The organism is Pseudomonas caricapapayae (assembly GCF_001400735.1).
GTDB classification, from domain to species: domain Bacteria; phylum Pseudomonadota; class Gammaproteobacteria; order Pseudomonadales; family Pseudomonadaceae; genus Aquipseudomonas; species Aquipseudomonas caricapapayae.
On the sequence record NZ_LJPW01000150.1, the window covers coordinates 15,807 to 37,252 of the forward strand.

Sequence of the window (21,446 nt, forward strand, 5' to 3'; positions counted from 1 at the left end):
TCACGCTTACAGGCACCCGGTTCGGCGCACGGTAATCAAACAGGCACAAAAAAGGGTGACCGCAGCCACCCTTTTCGATCAGACGGACCTGTTACTCGGACAGTTTGAAGGTGATGAAGGTCGCACGGCCTTGACGCAGAACGCGCATCGAGACAGAACGATCCTTGGGCAGGCTTTTCGCCACCTCTGTAAACTGCTTACTGGACGTAATCGCCTGATTATTCAGGTGAGTGATCACATCACCCGGCTGCAGACCAATCAGCGACGCCGGACCACCTGTAACTTCCTTGATGGCGACACCACCCTTGAGGTCCAGGGATTTCTTCTGCTCGGCAGTGAGCTCGATCACCGACACACCCAGCCTGTTACTGCTGCGCTCGGCGCCCGCACCGGCAACATCACCCATCTCCTGACCTTCATCAGGCAGCGCGCCTACGGTAACTGTCAGCTTCTGACGCTTGCCGTCGCGAATCACTTCAAGCTCAGCCTTGCTGCCGTCCTTGAGGTTGCCTATGAGGTGCGGCAGATCAGCGGACATGATGATTGGCTGGCCGTTGGCACTCAGAATCACATCACCGACCTGCAAACCGCCCTTGGCAGCAGGGCCGTCTTCAAGCACCTGGGCAACCAGCGCACCGGCAGGCTTGTCCAGACCAAACGATTCGGCGAGGTCCTTGTTCACTTCCTGGATAACAACGCCCAACCAACCGCGGCTGACTTTGCCATTGGCCTTCAGCTGGTTAGCCACGTCCATCGCGACGTCGATCGGAATGGCGAACGAAAGTCCCATGAAGCCGCCGGAGCGGGTAAATATCTGCGAATTGATCCCGACAACCTCACCGGCCATGTTGAACAGTGGACCGCCCGAATTACCCGGATTGATCGCCACATCGGTCTGAATGAACGGCACGTACGTGTCGTTCGGCAGGCTGCGACCCTTGGCGCTGACGATACCTTTGGTCACGGAATGATCGAAGCCGAACGGCGAACCGATGGCCAGCACCCACTCACCCACCTTGAGCGTATTGGAATTGCCCAGCTTGGCTGTCGGAAGGTCCTTGCCCTCGATCTTCAAGACGGCAACGTCGGTACGCGAATCGGTGCCAACCAGCTTGGCTTTCAGCTCGCTACGATCAGACAGGCGAACCAGAATCTCGTCAGCACCGTCAATCACATGATTGTTGGTCAGTACGTAACCGTCCGGGGAAATGATAAATCCCGAGCCCAGCGACTGAGCCTCGCGCTGACGATCTCCCTTGCCAGCTCCCGGCGGACGCGAGCCTGGCGGCATGCTGCGCTCGAGAAACTCGCGAAGCATGGGCGGCAAGCCTTCCAGATCAGGCATCTGCTGATTGGCAATGGCGCGGTCCGGCAGTTTCTGACGCGTACTGATGTTCACCACAGCAGGTGACGCCTGCTCGACCAGCCCGGTGAAGTCCGGCAGGTTCTCGGCCTGAGCCGTAGCGACCTGACCGAGCATCAGCACAGCAGCAATCAGTGAAAAGTAGGATTTCATGCGTGGTATCGACATATGGCTCCCGTTCGTAACGAGCAAAATTAAGCAGTACAAAGCAACTGACTCAAAGACCTCGAGCAGCGATGCTCATCCCTGGATCAGCGACATGGCCCCTGAAAATGACAAAAGGCCAAAGCTGCGAGGCTGTGACCTATAGAAAAAAACCAGAGCTTTTGCAATCTGCAAACCTCACCAAACATTTCAATGCCTGCGCCCAAGCCAGGTTGGATGCGGCCTGGCGACTCCTGAAACCCAGGATGAAAATTTTTACATCCAAGGATTCGTGACTTCAAATGTTTATTTTTTGGCTGGAGATTCGTCGTAACGCATCGACAAGGCTATACGCTCTGCAGTGCCCATTGGAATTTCTCCGACGACGGTCACCATCATGTCGCCCTGCGGCGTTGCAAGACGACGCGAAACTGCAACAGTAGGCCCTAACTGAGTCCGGATATCCGTGGAGGGACCACCCTTCACCGCCTCGATAAACACAGAAAAACGTGCCAGACCGTCGCCGTACATCAGACGTGTGACCGACGATTGAGCGGACGCATTCTTGCGCACACCACTGCTGCTTATTTCAAAACCGGGCGGCAGCCAGTCGGAGTGCCAAGCCACAGGACCTATGGAAGACTCGGGCCTGACCTTGACCGCAGAAACAGGCTTGCAGTCGGCACTGACCTTGAGCATCTGATCCGACAAATTACCAGCGGTATCGAGATCAGTGAACTGGAAACGCTCCAGCAACTGACCCTTCTCACTCAGCAGGAGTGACTTGAGTACAAGACCGGTTTCGTTATCCAGGTGCAATTCGAGACCATATCGGTGCTGGTCCTTGGGCGACAGCGCAACAATGGTTGCCTGACGACCAGCCACACGAGACTTGCCGACAATTTTTATGTCGTACCAGGCGGAGAGTTTCTTGACATCGAATGCACGGGAGGTGGAATCAGCCGGATTGGCTACACCCGCTTCGAGTGTACCGCTGACGCACTGGGTCAGCCCGTCAACACGCAGAACTTCCTGAGCAGAGCCATCAAGCTGCAGCAAACGCTCCTGAACCTTGCCTTCCGCTATGCGGTGCCAGATTCGATGGGTAGAAAAACTACCGTTGCGTTCGTATACAAAAGTGCCTTGATAGCTCTGCTGCTGATCAACCTTGGCAAGACGATTGATTGCGTCTTGCGCATCATCAGCCTGTACCGGGAGGGCAAGCCATCCACCAAGCAGTAACGGCAGTAGAGGGATGGCTCGCATGATCCTCCTTAACGGTTTTCCAGACTCGCAGCACGAGCGTACGGCAGCGCGCTTTCAGTACCTTTCAACGCAGCTTCCTGGGCATGCTGGCGCAGGTAACCCGGCAAACGTTGATCACCTTGACCAGCACCCTGCAATACGCCGTTGGCCATTGGGCCAGGCGCCTGCTCGGCACTTTCTTCAGTGTAACCCGCCAGTACGGCCGGGCCTTTCACTTGCGGAACGGTCAGGTTGGCAGGCTGTTGGGTCTGCTGTGCCAGTTGCGCACCGGCAATATCGTCCTGGTTGTACAGGCGGACACCGGCCAAAACGGCTACGGTAACCGACGCTGCAACTGCCAGACGACCCAGCGTACGCCAAGGTCCGCGCGCCGCCTTGAGCGGGCTGACTTCGTCTGCAATCGCAGCAGACACGGCTGCCGAAATATCCAGATGAGGGATCAGCAGCTCTTTGTGCATTGCTGCACGAGCGACTTGGTAACGCGACCAGGTGGCACGAGTATCAGCATCGTCAATGGCATTCAATACCCGACGTAATTCCAGTTCGTCCGCTTCGTTATCCAGTACCGCGGACAGCGATTCCTGCAGGGCTTCACGACTCATGGCGGGTTCCTCTCTTGGGCTATCGCCGCTGTCTCAGGATTCCTGCAACAACGGCTGCAGGGCTTTATCGATGGCTTCCCGAGCGCGGAAGATCCGAGAGCGCACGGTACCAACAGGACACTGCATGACGCTCGCAATGTCTTCATAACTCAGACCATCGAATTCACGTAAAGTTAGTGCCGTACGTAAATCTTCCGGGAGAAGCTGGATGGTCCGATGGACGGTGCCCTCGATCTCATCCCTCAACAATGCACGCTCCGGCGACTCGATGTCCTTGAGGCCGTGATCGCCGTCGTAGAACTCCGCGTCTTCAGACCTTACATCGCTATCTGGCGGTCGCCGACCTCGCGACACCAAATAGTTTTTCGCCGTGTTAATGGCGATGCGGTACAGCCAGGTATAGAAAGCGCTGTCACCACGAAAATTTCCGAGCGCACGATAAGCCTTGATAAAGGCTTCCTGTGCAACATCCTGAGCCTCATGGGTGTCGTGCACGAAACGCACGATCAACCCTAGAATTTTGTGCTGATACTTCAGCACCAACAGATCAAATGCCCGCGTATCGCCACGCTGTACGCGCTCGACAAGCTGCTGATCCTCTTCCTGGGTTAGCATGAACACTCCTCGTTGAGCATGAAGGAGTGTTGCAACTGACATTGTTCAGGCTCGCAAACATAGACTCGGGCTTTTCGCAAAAGTTCTCCCCCTTCAAGCAAGTTTCCTGCAAGCCATCATGAAGCCTGCACGAAAAACGCAGCTCGACACGGTCGGCTGCGCGAATAGTCTTGTCGCCAGTTTCGCAGTTGATGATCACTTATCTAAGCCTGCGAAAACGACGCTGTTCCTGTGTAGGCAACCTGCTATTGAGCATGGTTCTTAGCAAAAAGTTCCATTGACACAATCACAGGCGTGAGCGGCAAACTGCGCAAAGTCCCCTGAAATCAGTGCACTGGAGCATTTCCAGTAACGGATCACAGGGAAAACAATAGGCATGACATCCGGGACTGGAGCACAATCCAGACCCGCCGTGGTCTCACATTGCCATGTAGGCGCGGCTATTGTGCCGTTACCCCAATACTTATACTAGTGGTCGCCAAGGGCAGAATTCGCAGATGAGTCAACATTTTCAGCATGACGTACTGGTAATAGGCAGCGGCGCTGCCGGGCTGAGCCTGGCACTGACCCTTCCCGAGCACCTGCGGATTGCGGTTCTGAGCAAAGGTGATCTGGCCAACGGCTCGACATTCTGGGCTCAGGGTGGCGTGGCAGCGGTGCTGGATGACACCGACACGGTGCAGTCTCATGTTGAAGACACGCTGAATGCCGGCGGCGGTCTCTGCAACGAGGAGGCTGTACGCTTTACTGTCGAGCACAGTCGTGAGGCGATTCAGTGGCTGATCGACCAGGGCGTCCCGTTTACTCGGGGCGACGCCGCCGACACCGATGAAAGCGGCTTTGAATTCCACCTCACGCGCGAAGGCGGTCACAGCCATCGGCGGATCATCCACGCCGCCGATGCCACCGGCGCAGCTATTTTTCGCACCCTGCTGGAACAGGCCAGCAAACGGCCGAACATCGAGTTGCTCGAACAGCGCGCCGCCATCGACCTGATCACCGAACGACGCCTCGGACTGGACGGCCAGCGCTGCCTCGGCGCTTATGTGCTCAATCGCACCAGTGGTGAAGTGGACACCTACAGCGCGCGCTTCATAATCCTCGCGTCAGGCGGTGCTGCCAAGGTCTATCTGTACACCAGCAACCCTGACGGTGCCTGCGGCGACGGTATCGCCATGGCCTGGCGCTCCGGTTGCAGAGTGGCAAACCTTGAGTTCAACCAGTTTCACCCGACCTGCCTGTACCACCCCCAGGCCAAAAGCTTTCTGATCACCGAAGCACTCCGCGGCGAAGGCGCCTACCTCAAGCTGCCCAATGGCGAGCGTTTCATGCAACGATTCGACGAACGGGCGGAGCTGGCACCTCGCGACATCGTTGCCCGTGCGATAGACCACGAAATGAAGCGGCTGGGTATCGACTGCGTCTATCTGGACATCAGCCATAAACCGGAAGCCTTCATCAGGGCGCACTTTCCGACGGTCTACGAGCGATGCCTGGAGTTTTCCATCGACATTACCCGAGAGCCGATCCCGGTGGTTCCGGCGGCGCATTACACCTGCGGCGGCGTGATGGTCGACAGCAAAGGCCATACCGACGTACCCGGCCTGTACGCCATCGGCGAGACCAGTTTCACAGGCCTGCATGGCGCCAATCGCATGGCCAGCAATTCATTGCTGGAGTGCTTCGTCTATGCCCGCTCGGCGGCGGCAGACATCGAGAGGCAACTGGCTGACGTGCAGATGCCCGTGGACCTTCCGGCCTGGGACGCCAGCCAGGTCACCGACTCGGACGAGGATGTGATCATCGCGCACAACTGGGACGAACTGCGGCGATTCATGTGGGACTACGTCGGCATTGTGCGCACCAACAAACGCCTGCAGCGCGCTCAGCATCGCGTGCGCCTGTTGCTGGATGAGATCGACGAGTTCTACAGCAACTACAAGGTCAGCCGCGACCTGATAGAGCTGCGCAACCTGGCACAGGTGGCGGAGCTGATGATCTGCTCCGCCATGCAGCGCAAGGAAAGTCGCGGCCTGCATTACACGCTGGACTATCCCGACACGTTGCCGGAAGCACTGGACACTATTCTGGTGCCGCCCACCTATGCCGGCTGAACTTCAGGCGTACGCGCAGACGTCGGTGAATATCCGGCGTCAGCGCGTCGAGCGGGATACAGCAGCTCATTCTCGACCAGGCTGGTTTACCGTTGATGATCGGGCGAAAACGCAGAATCACCACCCAGGGTAACGCAAGGCTGTCCGGGCATAACTGCACAGGCTGCCAGCCATCACGCTCATTCCATAACTGCCAGCCTTGGGGATCGCGCTTCAGCGCGGTGAACGCTGCCGAATGGCTAAGCAGGATGGAGCGCGGCAACACCCAGGCAGCATGCGCAACGCAGACCAGCACACCGGGCGCTATAACCCAACCAGAGATATCCAGCGAGAACAGTGCGACAAGCGCCAGCAACTGAACAGCGAGATACAGTGCCAATAGCAGGCGCGAGTCCTGCCAGTGGCATTCAAAACGATCACTTGGGCTGGACACGGTCCAGAATCATGCGAACCATACGCTGCAATTCAGCGTCTTCGGACTCGGCGCGCTGCATGAACCAGCCGAACATGTCCTGATCTTCACAGGTGAGCAAACGACGGTACAGATCGCGATCCACGTCATTCAAATGCGGATAGACCTCACGGACAAACGGCACCAGCAGCACATCCAGTTCAAGCATGCCGCGGCGGCTGTGCCAGTAAAGGCGGTTGAGTTCAACGTCTTCGACCATGGAGCGCTCCTCAAAGTAGGCCGCAAGTATACAGCCGCGAGCCGGGCACGCGAATCTTGCAATGGTCGCAGCAGTTTTCACGTACCCCGTATGCATAACCTCGACTCGGCACTATGATGTGCCCCCGGACTTTTTTCCCAATTTGCGATGACCATGGCCCACACAGCTTTTTTCTGCACGCTATCCCATGAGGGCGTTCTCGCCGTTCGCGGCGTGGATGCCAGCAAGTTTCTTCAGGGTCAATTGACGTGCAACCTCAATTATCTGAATGAAGACACGTCCAGCCTCGGCGCACGCTGCACGCAAAAGGGCCGGATGCAGTCGAGCTTTCGCATCGTTTTCGAGGGCGACGGCTGCCTGCTGGCGATGGCCAGCGAACTGATCGAAGCGCAATTGCTGGATCTGCGTAAATACGCAGTGTTCTCCAAATCGAAACTGACCGACGAAAGCGCAGACTGGGTGCGCTTCGGCCTGCAGGACGGTGATGGAGCGCTGGCCAGTCTGGGCCTGGAGCTTGCGCAGGAAACCGACTCGGTGGCGCGGGCCGGTGAAATGATCGCGATTCGCGTCTCGCCGGGCCGGGCCGAACTCTGGGTGCGCTCCGAAAACGCGGACAGCATCAAGTCAAATCTGGCATCGCAACTGAGTGAAGGCCCACTGAATGACTGGCTGCTGGGCCAGATACGCGTTGGTATCGGTCAGGTGTTCGGCAGCACTCGAGAAGAGTTCATCCCGCAGATGATCAACCTGCAGGCGGTCGGCGGCGTCAGCTTCAAAAAGGGTTGCTACACCGGCCAGGAAATCGTTGCGCGAATGCAATACCTTGGCAAACTCAAGCGCAGGCTCTACCGCCTGACCCTGAGCAGCGAAGAGATCCCGGAGCCCGGAACGGCATTGTTTTCACCCGTACATGCCAGCGCCGTAGGCAATGTGGTCATCGCCGCGCACTCCGGCCAGGGCGTCGAACTGCTCGCTGTACTGCAGGGCGACGCGGCAGAAGACGGCCGCGTAAATCTTGGCTCGCCAGAAGGCGCAGCGCTGCAAATGAGTGATCTGCCCTACATACTGGACAGCAAACTCGAAACTCAGCGCTAAGCCAGACGAACACATTCAGGTTCCTAGTGTCTCTAGAGCGTTCCAGTGCACATGCTGGCGCTCTGCAGAGCGCGCGGAAAACTCTGGACACCCCCAACGGCTGCGAGATGCAACATGAGCAAGATGGCTGACGAGGTGCAGAGAAACTTGATCAAGGCCATCGACAGAGATGCCTTGTTTCTGCCTACCCTGCCGGAAGTAGCACTGAGAATTCGCCTTGCCGCCGAAGACACCGAAATCAGTATTTCGGCCCTGAGCAAGGTCATCGGTAGCGATACAGCCCTATCCGCACGCCTGATAAAGGTCGCGAACAGTCCTCTGCTGCGTCCGAATTTTGAGGTCAGCGACGTCAATACCGCGATCCGGCGGCTGGGCGTCAATTACACCTGCAACCTGGCCATCGGCCTGGTGGTCGAGCAAATGTTTCACGCCAAGTCTCCCGTCATCGAGCAGAAGATGCGTGATATCTGGAAACAAAGTCTGCAAGTGGCCGGCATCAGTTACACGCTCTGCCAGCACTACACCACACTCAAACCCGATCAGGCCACGCTCGCCGGCCTGATCCATCTGATCGGAATCCTGCCGATCCTGACGTACGCAGAAGACCATTACGAGCTGCTGTCCGATCCGATCAGCCTCAACCACGTGATCGACAGCATTCATCCGGTCATCGGCGAACGCTTGCTGCGCTCATGGGATTTCCCCGAGCCGCTGGCCTGCGTGCCAGGTCAGTTCCAGAACTTCTCGCGCGTGTCCAAAAGCCCGGACTACACCGATCTGGTACAGATCGCCACCGTGCATATCCACAGAAATACCGACCACCCTTTCAGTCTTGTGGAAATGGTCGACCTGCCTGCATACAGTCAGCTGCGGCTTGCCAGAGCCGAAGGAATGCTGAGCGCTCAGATGGACGAAGCCAAGAGCATGCTCTACTAGGTTCATTATCAGGTCGCGACAAAACTGACCCGCACTTTCAGGCCCCGCTCGGCACCATCGTGCAACGTGATTCTGGCCAGGTGCGCACGACAGATTTCCCCCACGATAGCCAGGCCGAGCCCGGCACCACTGCCCTGCTGACTGCGTCGGTAAAAGCGCTCGAAAACCCGCTCGCGCTCATCTGACGGAATGCCGGGGCCATCATCCTCGACTTCGAGCACACCCGGCGCATAGACCCGCAACACGACGTTGCCGCCCGGAGAGGTATGGGCCAGCGCATTGTCGATCAGATTGCTCAGTAACTCGTTCAGCAATGTCGGCTCACCACGCAGCCAGACCGGTTCCTCAGCCTCCAGCGCCAGTGCGATGCCGCGAGAATGGGCCAGCGGTGCCATGGCCATACCCAGCTCTCTGGCCAGTTGGCTGAGGTCAAGCTGTTGTGCGCCGCCTTCGGCAATAGCCCGGGCACCGTTTTCAATCCGCGCCAGTGATAACAACTGATTGGCCAGGTGTGTGAGCCGATCGGTGCCAAGCGCCGCAGACTCCAGCGTACTGCGCCAGTGTTGCGGGTCGCGCTCGCGCAGGCCCAGCTCAACCCGCGCCTTGAGCGCGGCGAGCGGCGTGCGCAATTCATGGGCGGCGTCGGCGATGAACTGCGCCTGCCGCTCGAACTGCAGGCGCAACCGCTCGGTGAAGTGATTCAGCGCCCCGACCAGCGGACGCAATTCGTGCTGCACCTCAACCATGGGCAGCGAGCGCAGATCGTCCGGCTGACGTTCCTCGACTGCCGTACGCAACCGTTCCAGCGGTCGCAATGCAGCGCTCACGGTGAACCAGACCAGCAGCAACGCGCCACCGCCGAGCATGCCCAGGCGCAGCAATGTGTCAGCCATCAGGCTTCGCGCCATGCCCTTGCGCGCCTCCTGGGTTTCGGCAACGCGGATCTCGGCAGTGCCATTCATGCCTGGGTCAGTCACCGGCTTGAGCAGGCTCACCACACGGACATCCTGACCTTGATAAACGCCGTTATAAAACTTGGCCAACGCAGGGTAATCGTCGGTGCGCAACGTTCCCGGAGGTGGCGAAGGCAGATTTTCGTAACCGGAAATCAGCTTCTGATGAATGTCGTTGACCTGGTAATAGATTCGCCCTTCGCTGTCATAGGCGAAGGTGTCCAGCGCCACGTAGGGAATGTCGGCGCTCAACGTGCCATCACGCTGGGTCAGGCCAGCGGCAATGGTCCGCGCTGAAGCCAGCAATGTACGGTCATAGGCGGTATCGGCCACTTCGCGACCATTCCAGTAAGCGCTCATGCCGCTGGCCAGCATCAACACCACCAGCAGCAAAGCCAGGTTCCACAACAACCGCCAACGCAGGCTGTCGTTAATCATCGCGGCTTTCAAGCAGATACCCCAACCCTCGAAAGGTCACGATGGCCACGGAATGCCCATCGAGCTTCTTGCGCAGACGATGGACGTAAATTTCAATGGCGTCAGGGCTGGCCTCTTCATCGAGCCCGAACACCTGCGCGGCCAGTTGCTCCTTGCTCATCACCCGGCCAGGTCGGGCGATAAGCGCTTCCAGCACCGCCTGTTCGCGTGAGGTCAGGGTGAGTAGCTCTTCACCCAGCGTGAAACGTCGTGTGTCCAGATCATAGGCCAGCACGCCACAGCGCTGCTGCCGCTCGCCGCCCAGCACACTGCGACGCAGCAATGCCTTGACCCTGGCCTCCAGCTCGGAGAGCTCGAAAGGCTTGGCAAGGTAGTCGTCGGCCCCCAGATTAAGGCCATGAACCCGATCCTTGACGTCGCTGCGTGCGGTCAGCATGAGCACCGGCAGGTTCTTACTGCGCGCTCGTAAACGCGCCAGCACCTCAAAACCGTCCATGCGCGGCAGCCCTACATCGAGAATGGCGACAGCATATTCTTCACTGCTCAACGCCAGGTCGGCAGCCACCCCGTCATGCAGTACATCAACGGTCAAACCCGCGCCCTTGAGCGCCTGCGCGACACTTTCAGCCAATTGCAGATGATCTTCCACGAGAAGAACACGCATCGCCGTCTCCTGATTGTCACTGTTGTTATCGATCTGGGTATCGATGCTTGTGGCGATGGAGTTTACAGGCCGGCCGCCGTCTGTGAAGGCCAGAAACGATTTGCTACGTGCCGATCGCGACGTGAAAGGAAGCTGAAAGGTTTGCGAAAGGTTCGTCATTTAGCATCGCCAGACGACCCGACAGAAGGGTACGTATGAAACAGGCGCCTGGATGCGTCTGAAAAATAAAAACAATAAATCGTCAAACGGAGTCACCTCATGTCTACGCCAGCCCTGGCTTGCCAGTTCAGTGAGCACAATCCATCGCGAAGTGCTCAGCGCCAGCTTTACCCCCTGCTCCGCCTCCCTGCAAAACATCAGCGTACAGCGCTGTACCGATGGCACGTGTGTGTCGGCGAACAACGCTCGTCGTGCACGTAAAAAAAGCCCCAGCTGAACAGCTTCTCTCTACCAAAAACAAGAATAGCTCTGGAGACTGAACATGAAATTCCCCCTGCGTCAGATAGCCGCCACCGCCGGATGCATGCTGCTTGCCAGCCAGTTGCTTGCCGAGCCAAAACGTCCGGAATGCATTGCGCCCGCGTCGCCGGGTGGCGGATTCGACCTGACCTGCAAGCTGGTGCAAAGCGCACTGATCAACGAGAAGGTTCTGACCTCACCCATGCGCGTGACCTATATGCCGGGGGGTGTTGGCGCAGTAGCCTATAACGCAGTCGTGGCTCAGCGTCCTGCCGATGCAGGCACACTGGTCGCCTGGTCAAGCGGTTCGCTGCTCAATCTGGCACAGGGCAAATTCGGCCGTTTCGATGAAAACGCCGTGCGCTGGCTCGCCGCTGTCGGCACCAGTTATGGTGCCATCGCAGTGAAAAGCGACTCGCCATACAAGAATCTCGACGATCTGGTCAAAGCGCTCAAGGCCGACCCGAGCAAAGTCGTGATCGGCTCTGGCGGCACCGTAGGCAGCCAGGACTGGATGCAGACTGCACTGATCGCCAAGGCCGCAGGTATCAATCCGCGGGCCTTGCGCTACGTGGCGCTTGAAGGGGGCGGTGAAATCGCCACCGCCCTGCTCGGCGGCCACATCCAGGTCGGCAGTACGGATATTTCCGACTCGATGCCGCATATTCTGAGCGGCGATATGCGCCTGCTCGCCGTGTTCGCCGAGAAGCGCATCGACGAACCTGAAATGAAAGACATCCCCACTGCCAGAGAACAGGGCTACGACATCGTCTGGCCTGTGGTGCGCGGCTTCTACCTGGGGCCTAAGGTCAGCGACGAAGACTACAACTGGTGGAAAGCCTCGTTCGACAAGATCCTGGCGTCCGAAGATTTCGCCAGACTGCGCGACCAGCGCGAGCTGTTCCCCTTCGCCATGACGGGTGCGGAACTGGACACCTACGTCAAGAAACAGGTCGCCGACTACAAACTGATGGCCAAGGAATTCGGCCTGATTCAGTAATTGAACCCAATTGACTGACTTTCAGTTGCGCCCGCACAACGGGCGCGATTCAGGAGCTTCTCATGGTCATACAACGCATTTTCGCTGCCGCACTGCTACTGGCATGCGCTGGTCTGGCCCTCATGGCCTGGCCCTATCAAGCGCCCTTCTCCTATGAACCGGTCGGCCCGCGCGCTTTCCCTCTGCTGATGCTCGGACTGATGGGGGTCGCCCTGCTGTACCTGCTGATTCGGCCAACGCCCATCGTCCATACCGAAGAGGAACCGGCGCTGGACCGCGAAACCCTGGTCAAGATCGGTGTGTGCATCGTCCTGCTGCTGATCTTCGCAGGATTGTTCGAACCGCTCGGCTTCATCCTCAGCAGCATTCTGATCGGCATTCCCATGGCGCGCCTGTATGGCGGTCGCTGGCTGCCCGGCATTGTGGTGGTAACTCTGATGAGCGTCGGCCTTTACCTGATGTTCGACAAGGCCATGGACGTCCCCTTGCCTTTAGGCCTGCTCAGCGTTCTGGAGAACTGACATGGATACTTTCAGCTACCTGGGCCAGGGCTTCGGCGTCGCCCTCACCCCGTACAACCTGATTACTGCACTGTCCGGCACACTGATCGGCACCGTCGTCGGCCTGCTGCCGGGGCTTGGGCCGATCAATGGGGTGGCGCTGCTGATCCCCATCGCCTTTGCGCTGGGCCTGCCGCCCGAATCGGCACTGATTCTGCTGGCAGCCGTGTACCTGGGCTGTGAATACGGTGGGCGCATCAGTTCCATCCTGCTGAACATCCCGGGCGAAGCGTCCACAGTCATGACCACGCTGGACGGTTACCCGATGGCCCGCAAGGGGCTGGCCGGGGTTGCACTGTCGTTGTCGGCGTGGAGCTCGTTCATCGGTGCATTCATCGCCACCTGCGGCATGGTGCTGTTCGCGCCCCTGCTCGCCAAATGGGCGATTGCCTTCGGCCCGGCGGAATACTTCGTGCTGATGGTGTTCGCCATTGTCTGCCTGGGCGGCATGGCCGGAGACAGGCCGTTGAAGACGTTCATTGCGGCACTGATCGGGCTGTTTCTGTCGGCGGTTGGCATCGATGCCAACAGTGGGGTGTACCGCTTCACGGGCGATAACATTCATCTGACCGACGGCATTCAATTCGTGGTGCTGGTACTGGGCCTGTTTTCGATCAGCGAAATCCTGTTGCTGCTGGAGAAGACCCATCGCGGCCAGGAAGCGGTCAAGGCCACCGGGCGCATGATGTTCAATGCCAAGGAAGCCGCGGCGGTCTTCGTGGTGAATATTCGCTGTGGCTTGCTGGGTTTCATTCTCGGCGTGCTGCCGGGTGCGGGTGCGACGCTGGCCAGTGCGGTCGCCTACATGACTGAAAAACGTATCGCCGGCCCTGGCGGCAAGTTCGGCCAGGGCGACATGCGCGGCCTGGCGGCACCCGAGACAGCCATCGGTGCAACGGCCTGTGGCGCGTTGGTGCCCATGCTGACGCTGGGTGTTCCCGGCTCGGGCACCACGGCAGTAATGATCGGCGCGTTGTCGCTGTACAACATCACGCCCGGTCCGATGCTGTTTCAGCAGCAACCGGACATCGTATGGGGCCTGATCGCTTCGTTGTTCATCGCCAACATCATGCTGGTGATCCTTAACATCCCGATGATCCGTATTTTCACGCGCATCCTCGCCGTGCCGAACTGGGCGCTGGTGCCGGTGATTGCGATCATCACAGGGATCGGCGTGTATGCGGTGCACGCCACGACATTCGACCTGTTCCTGATGGTCGGTATCGGTATCTTCGGTTACATCCTGCGCAAGCTGGATTTTCCGTTGTCGCCGATCCTGCTCGGCTTCATCCTTGGCGGTCTGATGGAGCAGAATCTGCGTCGCGCCCTGTCGATCTCCAACGGCGAACTGGGAATTCTCTGGGCCAGCCCGATCACCCTCGGGGTCTGGGTAGTGACCGTGTTCATGCTGCTGTTCCCGCTGATCCGTATCTGGCGCAAGCGCACAAAGCAGCAAGCTGCCGCAACGCATGGCTGATTCGTCTCTGCGCCAATGGTGGGCAACGCCACTGGTCGGCCTGCTGGGCGGCTACCTCGCCAGCCAGGTCGGCTGGCCGTTGCCGTGGATGGTTGGCTCGTTGCTGGCAATCATCCTGGTGCGTTGCCTGACTCCCTGGCAACTGGCGCAGATTCCCGGCGGTCGCAAATGTGGCCAGTTGATTATCGGCACAGGCATCGGCCTGCACTTCACGCCGGTGGTTATCGAGCAAGTGCTGACGCATTTCGGACTGATTTTCTTCGGTGCGCTGATCACCAGCCTGTCGTGCCTGGTCGGCGTATGGCTGATGCTGCGTACCGGAGAGGATCGTCCCACTGCATTCTTCTCGAGCATGCCCGGCGGTTCCGGGGAGATGGTCAACCTGGGCGCACGTAACGGTGCGACGCTCAGCAGTGTCGCTGCCGCGCAAAGCCTTCGGGTGCTGGCCGTGGTGCTGTGCGTACCGGCGATCTTCAAGTACCTGCTGGGCGACGGTGCGCCTTCGCTGCATGCAACAATGGTCGACTGGCGCTGGCTGGCCTTCCTGCTTCCAGTCGGCGCAGCGCTGGCCTGGGTGTGGCAACGTCTCAAGCAACCCAACCCCTGGCTGTTCGGCCCTCTTCTGCTCAGCGCGGTCGTGAGTGTGGTCTGGGACTTGAAAATCGGACTGCCAAACGGTGCCAGTCAGCTTGGCCAGTTGCTGATCGGCAGCGGGCTGGGCTGCCATTTCAATCGGGAATTCTTTCGGCGTGCGCCCTCGTTTCTGGCGCGTACACTGTTGGGCACCGCCCTGACCATGCTGATCGCTGCAATCGCGGCGCTGGGATTGAGCGCCCTCACCCACCTGGACCTTCGCTCGCTGACACTGGGCATGATGCCGGGAGGTATTGCAGAGATGAGCCTGACCGCAGAGGTGCTGCAACTTTCGGTGCCGCTGGTCACGGCCATGCAGGTGATGCGCCTTCTATTCGTACTGTTTCTCGCCGAGCCGCTGTACCGGCGCTGGAACACGCGCCTGTCTGACTGAGCGCGTCAGTCAGACAGGCGGTAAACGCCAATCGATCGGCGCGATGCCGTTTTGCTCAAGGTACTTGTTGGCCCGCCCGAAGTGCCCGTTACCCAGAAAGCCTTTGTAGGCTGACAACGGCGACGGATGGACAGAGGTCAGCACCAGATGCTTGGTCGCATCGACCAGTTTCTGCTTGCTTTGCGCATGAGCGCCCCATAGCAAAAACACCAAATGCGGTTGATGCTCGCTGACCACTTGAATGATCCGGTCGGTGAAATGCTGCCAGCCTTTTCCGGCATGAGAGGCTGCGTTGGCGCGCTCGACGGTAAGCGTGGTATTAAGCAGCAGTACGCCCTGATCGGCCCAGGATTGCAGGCAACCGTGATTCGGAATATCGATATTCAGATCGCGCTTGAGCTCTTTATAGATGTTGACCAGTGACGGGGGTGTCGGCACACCGGGCTGCACGGAGAAGCACAGGCCGTGAGCCTGATTCGGGCCGTGATAGGGGTCCTGACCGAGAATCACCACTTTCACGTTATTCAGCGGCGTTGAGTTCAGCGCATTGAAAATCAGCGGTCCCGGCGGATAGATTTGCTTGCCCGCGGCATGCTCCTGGCGCAGAAACTCGCGTAACTGCGCCATGTAAGGCTGTTCGAATTCGTCGCGCAGAGCTTCCTTCCAGCTGGGCTCAAGCTTGATGCGGTCGTCGCTAGTCATGGTTACATCCGGTAAAAACAATGCGCGGACACTAGGAAAGCCGGACGGCAAAGTCAATGCCGGTTGCGCTATGCGCTTTCAAGATCGGACGCAGAGCGTCCAGAAAGACGTGCCGACGCGGAGCGTCGGCACCATATTCAGTTTGCAGCAGTCAGTTCACAAGTCAGTTCACAAGTCAGTTCACAAGTCAGTTTGCAGCAGTCAGTTCACAGCGTTGACATGATCGTGAACGCGCGGATTTCAGCTAGCGATGCCCGCCACGACCATCGCCGCGCCCGCCCCGTCCATGATCACGGCCATCTCTTCCGCCGCGCCCACCGTGGTCATCCCAGCCACGATTGCCCCGGTCGCCGCGGAAACCGTCATTACGTCCGAAACCGCCATTGCCGCGAAAGCCATCATTGCGGCCGAAGCCATCGTTTCTCCAGCCATAGCCCGGTGGACGTCCCGGCTGGTAGTAGCGCGGCACGGGCGGTGGCGCGTAATAGCGCGGTGCCGGGGCGTAGTAGCGGGGTTGAGTGTAATAGCGTGGTTGAGGCGCGACGTAGATGCGCTGCTCCTGATAGTAGGTAGAGCGGTAGCCATTGTCATACGCGTAAGCGCCACCGACGACAGTTGTCGGCTGCGTGTACACATCGGATTCGTAGTAACCAGGACCTGCGTAGCAACCAGCAAGGAAAAGGGTCAGCAACGTGATAAGCAAGGGTCTTCGATACATGGCGGCCTCCTGGACCGCTATTGGGCACGAACCAGCGACGCTGGTCGGCGTCCGCCAAAGCGGTTGGCGGACGAAGAATCAGACACCGAAAAGGCATTCTAGTGCCTTGGGACAGGGGCGCGGTCACTGGGTTATTGGTCATCACATGGCCCCAAAAGGCTCTGAAACCAAGGCTTGCAGGCGTGTTTCAACTTGCTACAAACATGCTACAAAACATTTCACGGATACGCGCATCATCACGGTGCGCCCTCGCACCAGCACAAGGCAGCTTTCAGCGTGCTCCGCCGCCGATCATTCGGGCAGGCCTTGAAAAACAAAGGTCCTGGCAAGTTGGCACAACTCTCGCTTGATGACAGGTGTGCAGGAGTCAACACAGGTTCGCGGCACCACAATTTGCAATAGCCGACTAGGGTTCCGGCTTGCCGACAGGCAAGTGGCTGGTCCGAGAGTTGGCGACCTCCAGTAGAGGTTACACGGCGGGACAAAAGCCCGGGAGACAGGGACACCAGTGGTGTCACGTTGCTCTTGGCCGCCTTTTTTCCACTACTGGAGATTTCTCAACATGCAAAAGTCTCGTCTCTTCGGTCTGCTCACGGCAGGCCTGCTTGCTGCGTTGAGCCTCTCGGCGAATGCCGCCCAAAAAGATCACTTCAATGTCTGCTGGACCATCTACGCAGGCTGGATGCCGTGGGAATACGCAGGCAGCCAGGGCATTGTCGACAAGTGGGCGAAAAAGTACGGCATCAAGATCGATGTCACTCAGCTCAACGACTACGTCGAATCCATCAACCAGTACACCGCCGGCCAGTTCGATGGCTGCACCATGACCAATATGGACGCGCTGACCATCCCGGCCGCAGGCGGTGTGGAAAGCACAGCACTGATCGTCAGTGACTTCTCCAACGGCAATGACGGCATCGTGCTCAAGGGCGAAGGCAAGAAAGTCGCCGACATCAAAGGCATGGACGTCAATCTGGTCGAGCTATCGGTATCCCACTACCTGCTGGCGCGTGCGCTGGACAGCGTCAAACTCAGCGAAAAAGACCTCAAGGTCGTCAACACCTCGGATGCCGACATCTCGGCCGCCTTCAACACCGACGATGTGCAGGCGGTCACCACCTGGAACCCGATGCTGTCGGACATCAAAGCCAAACCTGGCGTGACCGAAGTGTTCAATTCCAGTCAGATTCCCGGCGAGATCATGGACATGATGGTCGTCAATACCCAGACCCTGAAGGACAATCCGGCGCTGGGCAAAGCGCTGACCGGTGCCTGGTTTGAAGTGGTTGCGCTGATGAACGCCAAAAACGCCCAGAGCAAAGCAGCGCTGGAGCACATGGCCAAGGCGTCGGGCACCGATCTGGCTGGTTTTCAGGCACAGCTGGACACCACAAAACTGTTCGCCACACCAAAGGAAGCGCTTGAGTTCGCGACCGGCAAACAGCTGCCGGACACTCAGCGCAAGGTCGCCGACTTCTCGTTCGCTCATGGCCTGCTTGGTGAAGGCGCACGTGATGCCAACGCAGTCGGCATGTCGTTCGCCAATGGCGTGAACCTTGGCGACAAAGCCAACATCAAGTTGCACTTTGACCCCAGCTACGTGCAGATGGCCGTCGACGGCAAGCTGTAAATCACGTTCCGCAAAAAGGTCATTGCCATGCGTTTGATAAACCGCCATCCGGACCGTGCCGGTCGCCTGATTCTGGTGATCCTGCCGTTCGCCCTGTTGCTGTTCGCCTATTTCATGGGCTCGGCTACCCGGCTCGCGGAGAACCCTACCGACAAACTGCTGCCCAGCGCCGTGCAGATGGCCGATGCGGTCAAACGCATGGCGTTCACTGCCGACACTCGCAGCGGTGATTATCTGCTCTGGCAGGACACGGCATCGAGCCTGCAACGTCTGGCCATCGGCCTGGGAGTCAGCGCGCTACTGGGCCTGTGTCTGGGTATTGCGGCGGGCATCCTGCCGCTGCTCGGTGCACCGTTGTCACCCTTGCTGACGGTCATGTCGATGGTGCCGCCGCTGGCGATTCTGCCCATTCTGTTCATCGTCTTCGGGCTGGGCGAGCTGTCGAAAGTGATGCTGATCGTGATTGGTATCACACCGATTCTGGCCCGCGACCTGGAACAGCGCGCCCATGAAATCCCGGTCGAACTGCTGATCAAAGCGCAGACACTCGGTGCCACGACATGGACGCTGATCCTGCGGGTAGTCCTGCCGCAACTGCTGCCGCGCCTGCTGATCGCCCTGCGGCTGGTGCTGGGTTCGGCCTGGCTGTTCCTGATAGCGGCCGAAGCCATCGCCTCGACTGACGGCCTGGGTTACCGGATCTTTCTGGTTCGGCGTTATCTGGCGATGGACGTGATTCTGCCGTATGTAGTGTGGATCACCCTGCTCGCCTGGCTGATGGACTGGAGCCTTAAAGCCCTGACCCGACGCGCCTTTCCCTGGTACGAAGGAGCGCGAACATGAGCTTTATCTGTGTGCGCAATGTCTGGCAACAGTACGACGACCAAGTGGTGCTTGAGGGCCTGAATCTGGAAGTGGCCGAAGGCGAGTTCTGCACGCTGGTCGGCGCCTCGGGTTGTGGCAAATCGACCTTCCTGCGCTTGTTACTGGGCCAGGAAACCCCGCGTCGCGGTCTCATCACGCTGGATGGTACGGCTCTGCGCAATGAGCCGGACGCCAGTCGTGGCGTGGTGTTTCAGCGCTATTCCGTCTTTGCGCACCTGTCGGTACTCGACAACGTGGCGCTGGGCCTGGAGCTGCCCCGCTCACGGTGGATAGGCCGTTTGTTCGGTCAGAGCAAAAACCAGGCCCGGGAGCAGGCCGCGCAACTGCTGGACAAAGTCGGCCTGATCCACGCCCTGGACAAGTACCCGACACAACTGTCGGGCGGTATGCAGCAGCGCCTGGCGATTGCTCAGGCACTGATCATGAAGCCCCGCGTCCTGCTGCTGGACGAGCCGTTCGGCGCGCTCGACCCCGGCATCCGCAAAGACATGCATCACTTGCTGCTGGACCTGTGGCGCGAAACGAAGCTGACCGTGTTCATGGTCACCCACGACCTGTCCGAAGGCTTCAACCTCGGCACCCGTCTGCTGGTCTTCGACAAGGTGCGCCACGACCCGCATGCGCCCGGTGCGTATGGCGCGCGCATCACTTACGACATCCCCCTCAACAGCGAACGCCGCGCCGAGCGCGCCGCCATCGATTCGCTGCTCAACGCCTCAGAGGAGCCCGTTCAATGACTGATTCAACCACCCTGTACCCGGTGTTCGCCGAAGAACTGCTGCCCGGTGGCGGCCATCGCTCGTTCATCCTCAAACGGGGCGAACTGCTGCGCCTGACCGACCTGCACGGCAACGCCAACGTCAGCCTGACGCTACTCAATGCCGGCGAAAAAACCGAACGCCTGAACCTGCCGGACAGCCTCAAATGCCAGCACACCGCCAGATTGAGCAACGGCCATTGCCTGTATTCGGACATGGGCCGCGTATTGGCGGCCATTGTCACCGACACCTGCGGCTGGAGCGATAGCATCGGTGGCGTGCTTAACGCTCAGGAAGTCGCCGACAAATACGGTCAGGGTCGCTACCAGGAGCTACGCAACGGCTTCTTTCGCAACGGCGTCGACAACTTGCTGGTCGAGCTGGGCAAATGGGGACTGGGGCTGTCCGACCTGCTGATGACACTCAACCTGTTCAGCCGCGTCGACGTCGATGAAACCGGCGCACTGCACTTCGTCCCGAACAATTCGAAAGCCGGTGATTACATCGAACTCTATGCACCGATGGACACGCTGGTGGTGCTGACTGCCTTGCAACACCCGATGGACCCCAACCCGCACTACGCACCGCAACCGCTGAAACTCGGCTGGATGAAAGCCGACGCCAGCATTGCCGAACACTGCCGCACCTCGCGCCCGGAAAACGAGCGCGGATTCATCAATACCGACCGCCTGTTCGCCTGAGGAGCCCTGTCATGAATACCGATACCCACTCTTGCTGCGACGCGACCATTCCGGCAGGCGAACCGTTTCTGGCCGAGGTCAAGGCCGGGCAGACCGTGCGCATCCTTGATCTGCAAGGCAATCAGGCGGTGGACACGCTGTTTTTCAGCCTGGACAACCCGCGCGAACGCTATGACGTACAACGCACCTTGCGCCGCCAGAACAGCGTGTACCTGACCACCGGCAGCGTGCTGTTTTCCAATCTGGGCCGCCCCATGCTGACCATTGTCGATGACACTTGCGGACGTCACGACACATTGGGTGGCGCGTGCGCGCAAGAGAGCAACACCGTGCGCTACGCCCTGGAAAAACGCTACATGCACAGCTGCCGCGACAATTACCTGCGCGCCTGCCTGCATGACGGCCGTCTGACCAAGACCGACATCGGTCCGAACATCAATTTCTTCATGAACGTCCCCGTGACCGCAGAGGGCGGCCTGACCTTCGAAGACGGCATTTCCGCCCCCGGCAAGTACGTTGAACTGCGTGCCGAAATGGACGTGATCGTGCTGATCTCCAATTGCCCGCAGCTCAACAACCCGTGCAACGGCTACAACCCGACGCCTGCGCAATTGCTGATTCGCGACTGACCCGGCACCCGCCCTCAGCAACGGACGACCTTTGCGTAG

The 21,446-nt window shown here is 59.1% G+C and carries 22 protein-coding genes and 1 riboswitch; of the genes, 12 read left to right on the forward strand and 10 right to left on the reverse strand.

Annotated features, from left to right (window positions below; all coding sequences use genetic code 11):
- Positions 1-91: 91 nt before the first annotated feature.
- The 4 genes from ALO80_RS22250 to rpoE all read right to left on the reverse strand — a co-directional run bounded on the left by ALO80_RS22250 (position 92) and on the right by rpoE (position 3,990).
- Positions 92-1,516, reverse strand: a complete 1,425-nt coding sequence (locus ALO80_RS22250) for a DegQ family serine endoprotease (RefSeq protein ID WP_223813465.1) — start codon at positions 1,514-1,516, stop codon at positions 92-94.
- Positions 1,517-1,813: 297 nt separating this feature from the next.
- Positions 1,814-2,773 (reverse strand): MucB/RseB C-terminal domain-containing protein, encoded by a 960-nt coding sequence (locus ALO80_RS22255; RefSeq protein WP_055010565.1) that lies wholly within the window; start codon positions 2,771-2,773, stop codon positions 1,814-1,816.
- A gap of 8 nt (positions 2,774-2,781) precedes the next feature.
- Complete coding sequence (locus ALO80_RS22260; RefSeq protein WP_055010566.1) at positions 2,782-3,375, reverse strand: anti sigma-E factor RseA C-terminal domain-containing protein; 594 nt, start codon at positions 3,373-3,375, stop codon at positions 2,782-2,784.
- Positions 3,376-3,408: 33 nt separating this feature from the next.
- A complete protein-coding gene (rpoE, locus tag ALO80_RS22265) occupies positions 3,409-3,990 on the reverse strand; it encodes an RNA polymerase sigma factor RpoE (protein WP_002554912.1) in 582 nt (193 codons plus the stop codon).
- Between the two features lie 497 nt (positions 3,991-4,487).
- On the opposite strand from rpoE, the gene nadB reads away from it, so the two are divergent.
- Entirely contained in the window at positions 4,488-6,104 is a 1,617-nt protein-coding gene (gene nadB / locus ALO80_RS22270) for an L-aspartate oxidase (protein WP_055010567.1), read from the forward strand.
- Here nadB and ALO80_RS22275 read toward each other — a convergent pair.
- Entirely contained in the window at positions 6,073-6,537 is a 465-nt protein-coding gene (locus tag ALO80_RS22275; protein WP_055010568.1) for a protein YgfX, read from the reverse strand. The genes nadB and ALO80_RS22275 overlap by 32 nt on opposite strands.
- Complete coding sequence (locus ALO80_RS22280) at positions 6,521-6,775, reverse strand: FAD assembly factor SdhE (RefSeq protein WP_003378499.1); 255 nt, start codon at positions 6,773-6,775, stop codon at positions 6,521-6,523. The genes ALO80_RS22275 and ALO80_RS22280 overlap by 17 nt, the downstream gene beginning before the upstream one ends.
- A gap of 153 nt (positions 6,776-6,928) precedes the next feature.
- On the opposite strand from ALO80_RS22280, the gene ygfZ reads away from it, so the two are divergent.
- Positions 6,929-7,870: a CAF17-like 4Fe-4S cluster assembly/insertion protein YgfZ gene (gene ygfZ / locus ALO80_RS22285; protein WP_055010612.1), complete on the forward strand. Its 942-nt coding sequence runs from the start codon at positions 6,929-6,931 to the stop codon at positions 7,868-7,870.
- 114 nt (positions 7,871-7,984) lie between these two features.
- A complete protein-coding gene (locus ALO80_RS22290) occupies positions 7,985-8,806 on the forward strand; it encodes an HDOD domain-containing protein (RefSeq protein WP_055010569.1) in 822 nt (273 codons plus the stop codon).
- Between the two features lie 8 nt (positions 8,807-8,814).
- Here ALO80_RS22290 and ALO80_RS22295 read toward each other — a convergent pair whose 3' ends face one another.
- Positions 8,815-10,197, reverse strand: coding sequence for a sensor histidine kinase (locus tag ALO80_RS22295; RefSeq protein ID WP_054984254.1), 1,383 nt, complete (start codon positions 10,195-10,197; stop codon positions 8,815-8,817).
- Entirely contained in the window at positions 10,190-10,861 is a 672-nt protein-coding gene (locus ALO80_RS22300; RefSeq protein WP_054984285.1) for a response regulator, read from the reverse strand. Before ALO80_RS22300 ends, ALO80_RS22295 begins: the two co-directional genes overlap by 8 nt.
- Positions 10,862-11,342: 481 nt before the next feature.
- On the opposite strand from ALO80_RS22300, the gene ALO80_RS22305 reads away from it, so the two are divergent.
- The 4 genes from ALO80_RS22305 (at position 11,343) to ALO80_RS22320 (ending at position 15,384) form a co-directional block, all read left to right on the forward strand.
- Complete coding sequence (locus ALO80_RS22305) at positions 11,343-12,320, forward strand: Bug family tripartite tricarboxylate transporter substrate binding protein (protein ID WP_054984255.1); 978 nt, start codon at positions 11,343-11,345, stop codon at positions 12,318-12,320.
- Positions 12,321-12,382: 62 nt separating this feature from the next.
- Positions 12,383-12,841 carry a tripartite tricarboxylate transporter TctB family protein gene (locus ALO80_RS22310; protein ID WP_055010570.1) on the forward strand — a complete coding sequence of 153 codons (459 nt, stop codon included), beginning with the start codon at positions 12,383-12,385 and terminating at the stop codon, positions 12,839-12,841.
- A gap of 1 nt (position 12,842) precedes the next feature.
- Entirely contained in the window at positions 12,843-14,357 is a 1,515-nt protein-coding gene (locus ALO80_RS22315; protein WP_054984257.1) for a tripartite tricarboxylate transporter permease, read from the forward strand.
- Positions 14,350-15,384, forward strand: a complete 1,035-nt coding sequence (locus ALO80_RS22320) for an AbrB family transcriptional regulator (RefSeq protein ID WP_055010571.1) — start codon at positions 14,350-14,352, stop codon at positions 15,382-15,384. The genes ALO80_RS22315 and ALO80_RS22320 overlap by 8 nt, the downstream gene beginning before the upstream one ends.
- Before the next feature lie 9 nt (positions 15,385-15,393).
- Here ALO80_RS22320 and ung read toward each other — a convergent pair whose 3' ends face one another.
- Both ung and ALO80_RS29970 read right to left on the reverse strand, forming a co-directional pair.
- A complete protein-coding gene (ung, locus tag ALO80_RS22325; RefSeq protein WP_054984259.1) occupies positions 15,394-16,086 on the reverse strand; it encodes a uracil-DNA glycosylase in 693 nt (230 codons plus the stop codon).
- A 244-nt stretch (positions 16,087-16,330) separates the two neighbouring features.
- Positions 16,331-16,720, reverse strand: a complete 390-nt coding sequence (locus tag ALO80_RS29970) for a hypothetical protein (protein ID WP_162491483.1) — start codon at positions 16,718-16,720, stop codon at positions 16,331-16,333.
- Positions 16,721-17,199: 479 nt separating this feature from the next.
- Positions 17,200-17,302, forward strand: a riboswitch (guanidine-I (ykkC/yxkD leader).
- Positions 17,303-17,366: 64 nt separating this feature from the next.
- Between ALO80_RS29970 and ALO80_RS22330 the strand changes: the two genes are divergently transcribed.
- The 5 genes from ALO80_RS22330 to ALO80_RS22350 are packed head-to-tail and all read left to right on the forward strand — an operon-like array spanning position 17,367 to position 21,407.
- Positions 17,367-18,434 carry a putative urea ABC transporter substrate-binding protein gene (locus tag ALO80_RS22330; protein WP_055010572.1) on the forward strand — a complete coding sequence of 356 codons (1,068 nt, stop codon included), beginning with the start codon at positions 17,367-17,369 and terminating at the stop codon, positions 18,432-18,434.
- 27 nt (positions 18,435-18,461) lie between these two features.
- On the forward strand, positions 18,462-19,277 hold the full coding sequence (locus ALO80_RS22335; RefSeq protein WP_055010573.1) for an ABC transporter permease: 816 nt from the start codon (positions 18,462-18,464) through the stop codon (positions 19,275-19,277).
- Positions 19,274-20,056: an ABC transporter ATP-binding protein gene (locus tag ALO80_RS22340; RefSeq protein WP_055010574.1), complete on the forward strand. Its 783-nt coding sequence runs from the start codon at positions 19,274-19,276 to the stop codon at positions 20,054-20,056. The genes ALO80_RS22335 and ALO80_RS22340 overlap by 4 nt, the downstream gene beginning before the upstream one ends.
- Complete coding sequence (locus ALO80_RS22345; protein WP_054984263.1) at positions 20,053-20,778, forward strand: urea amidolyase associated protein UAAP1; 726 nt, start codon at positions 20,053-20,055, stop codon at positions 20,776-20,778. The genes ALO80_RS22340 and ALO80_RS22345 overlap by 4 nt, the downstream gene beginning before the upstream one ends.
- An 11-nt stretch (positions 20,779-20,789) precedes the next feature.
- Entirely contained in the window at positions 20,790-21,407 is a 618-nt protein-coding gene (locus ALO80_RS22350) for an urea amidolyase associated protein UAAP2 (RefSeq protein WP_054984264.1), read from the forward strand.
- Positions 21,408-21,446 lie beyond the last annotated feature (39 nt).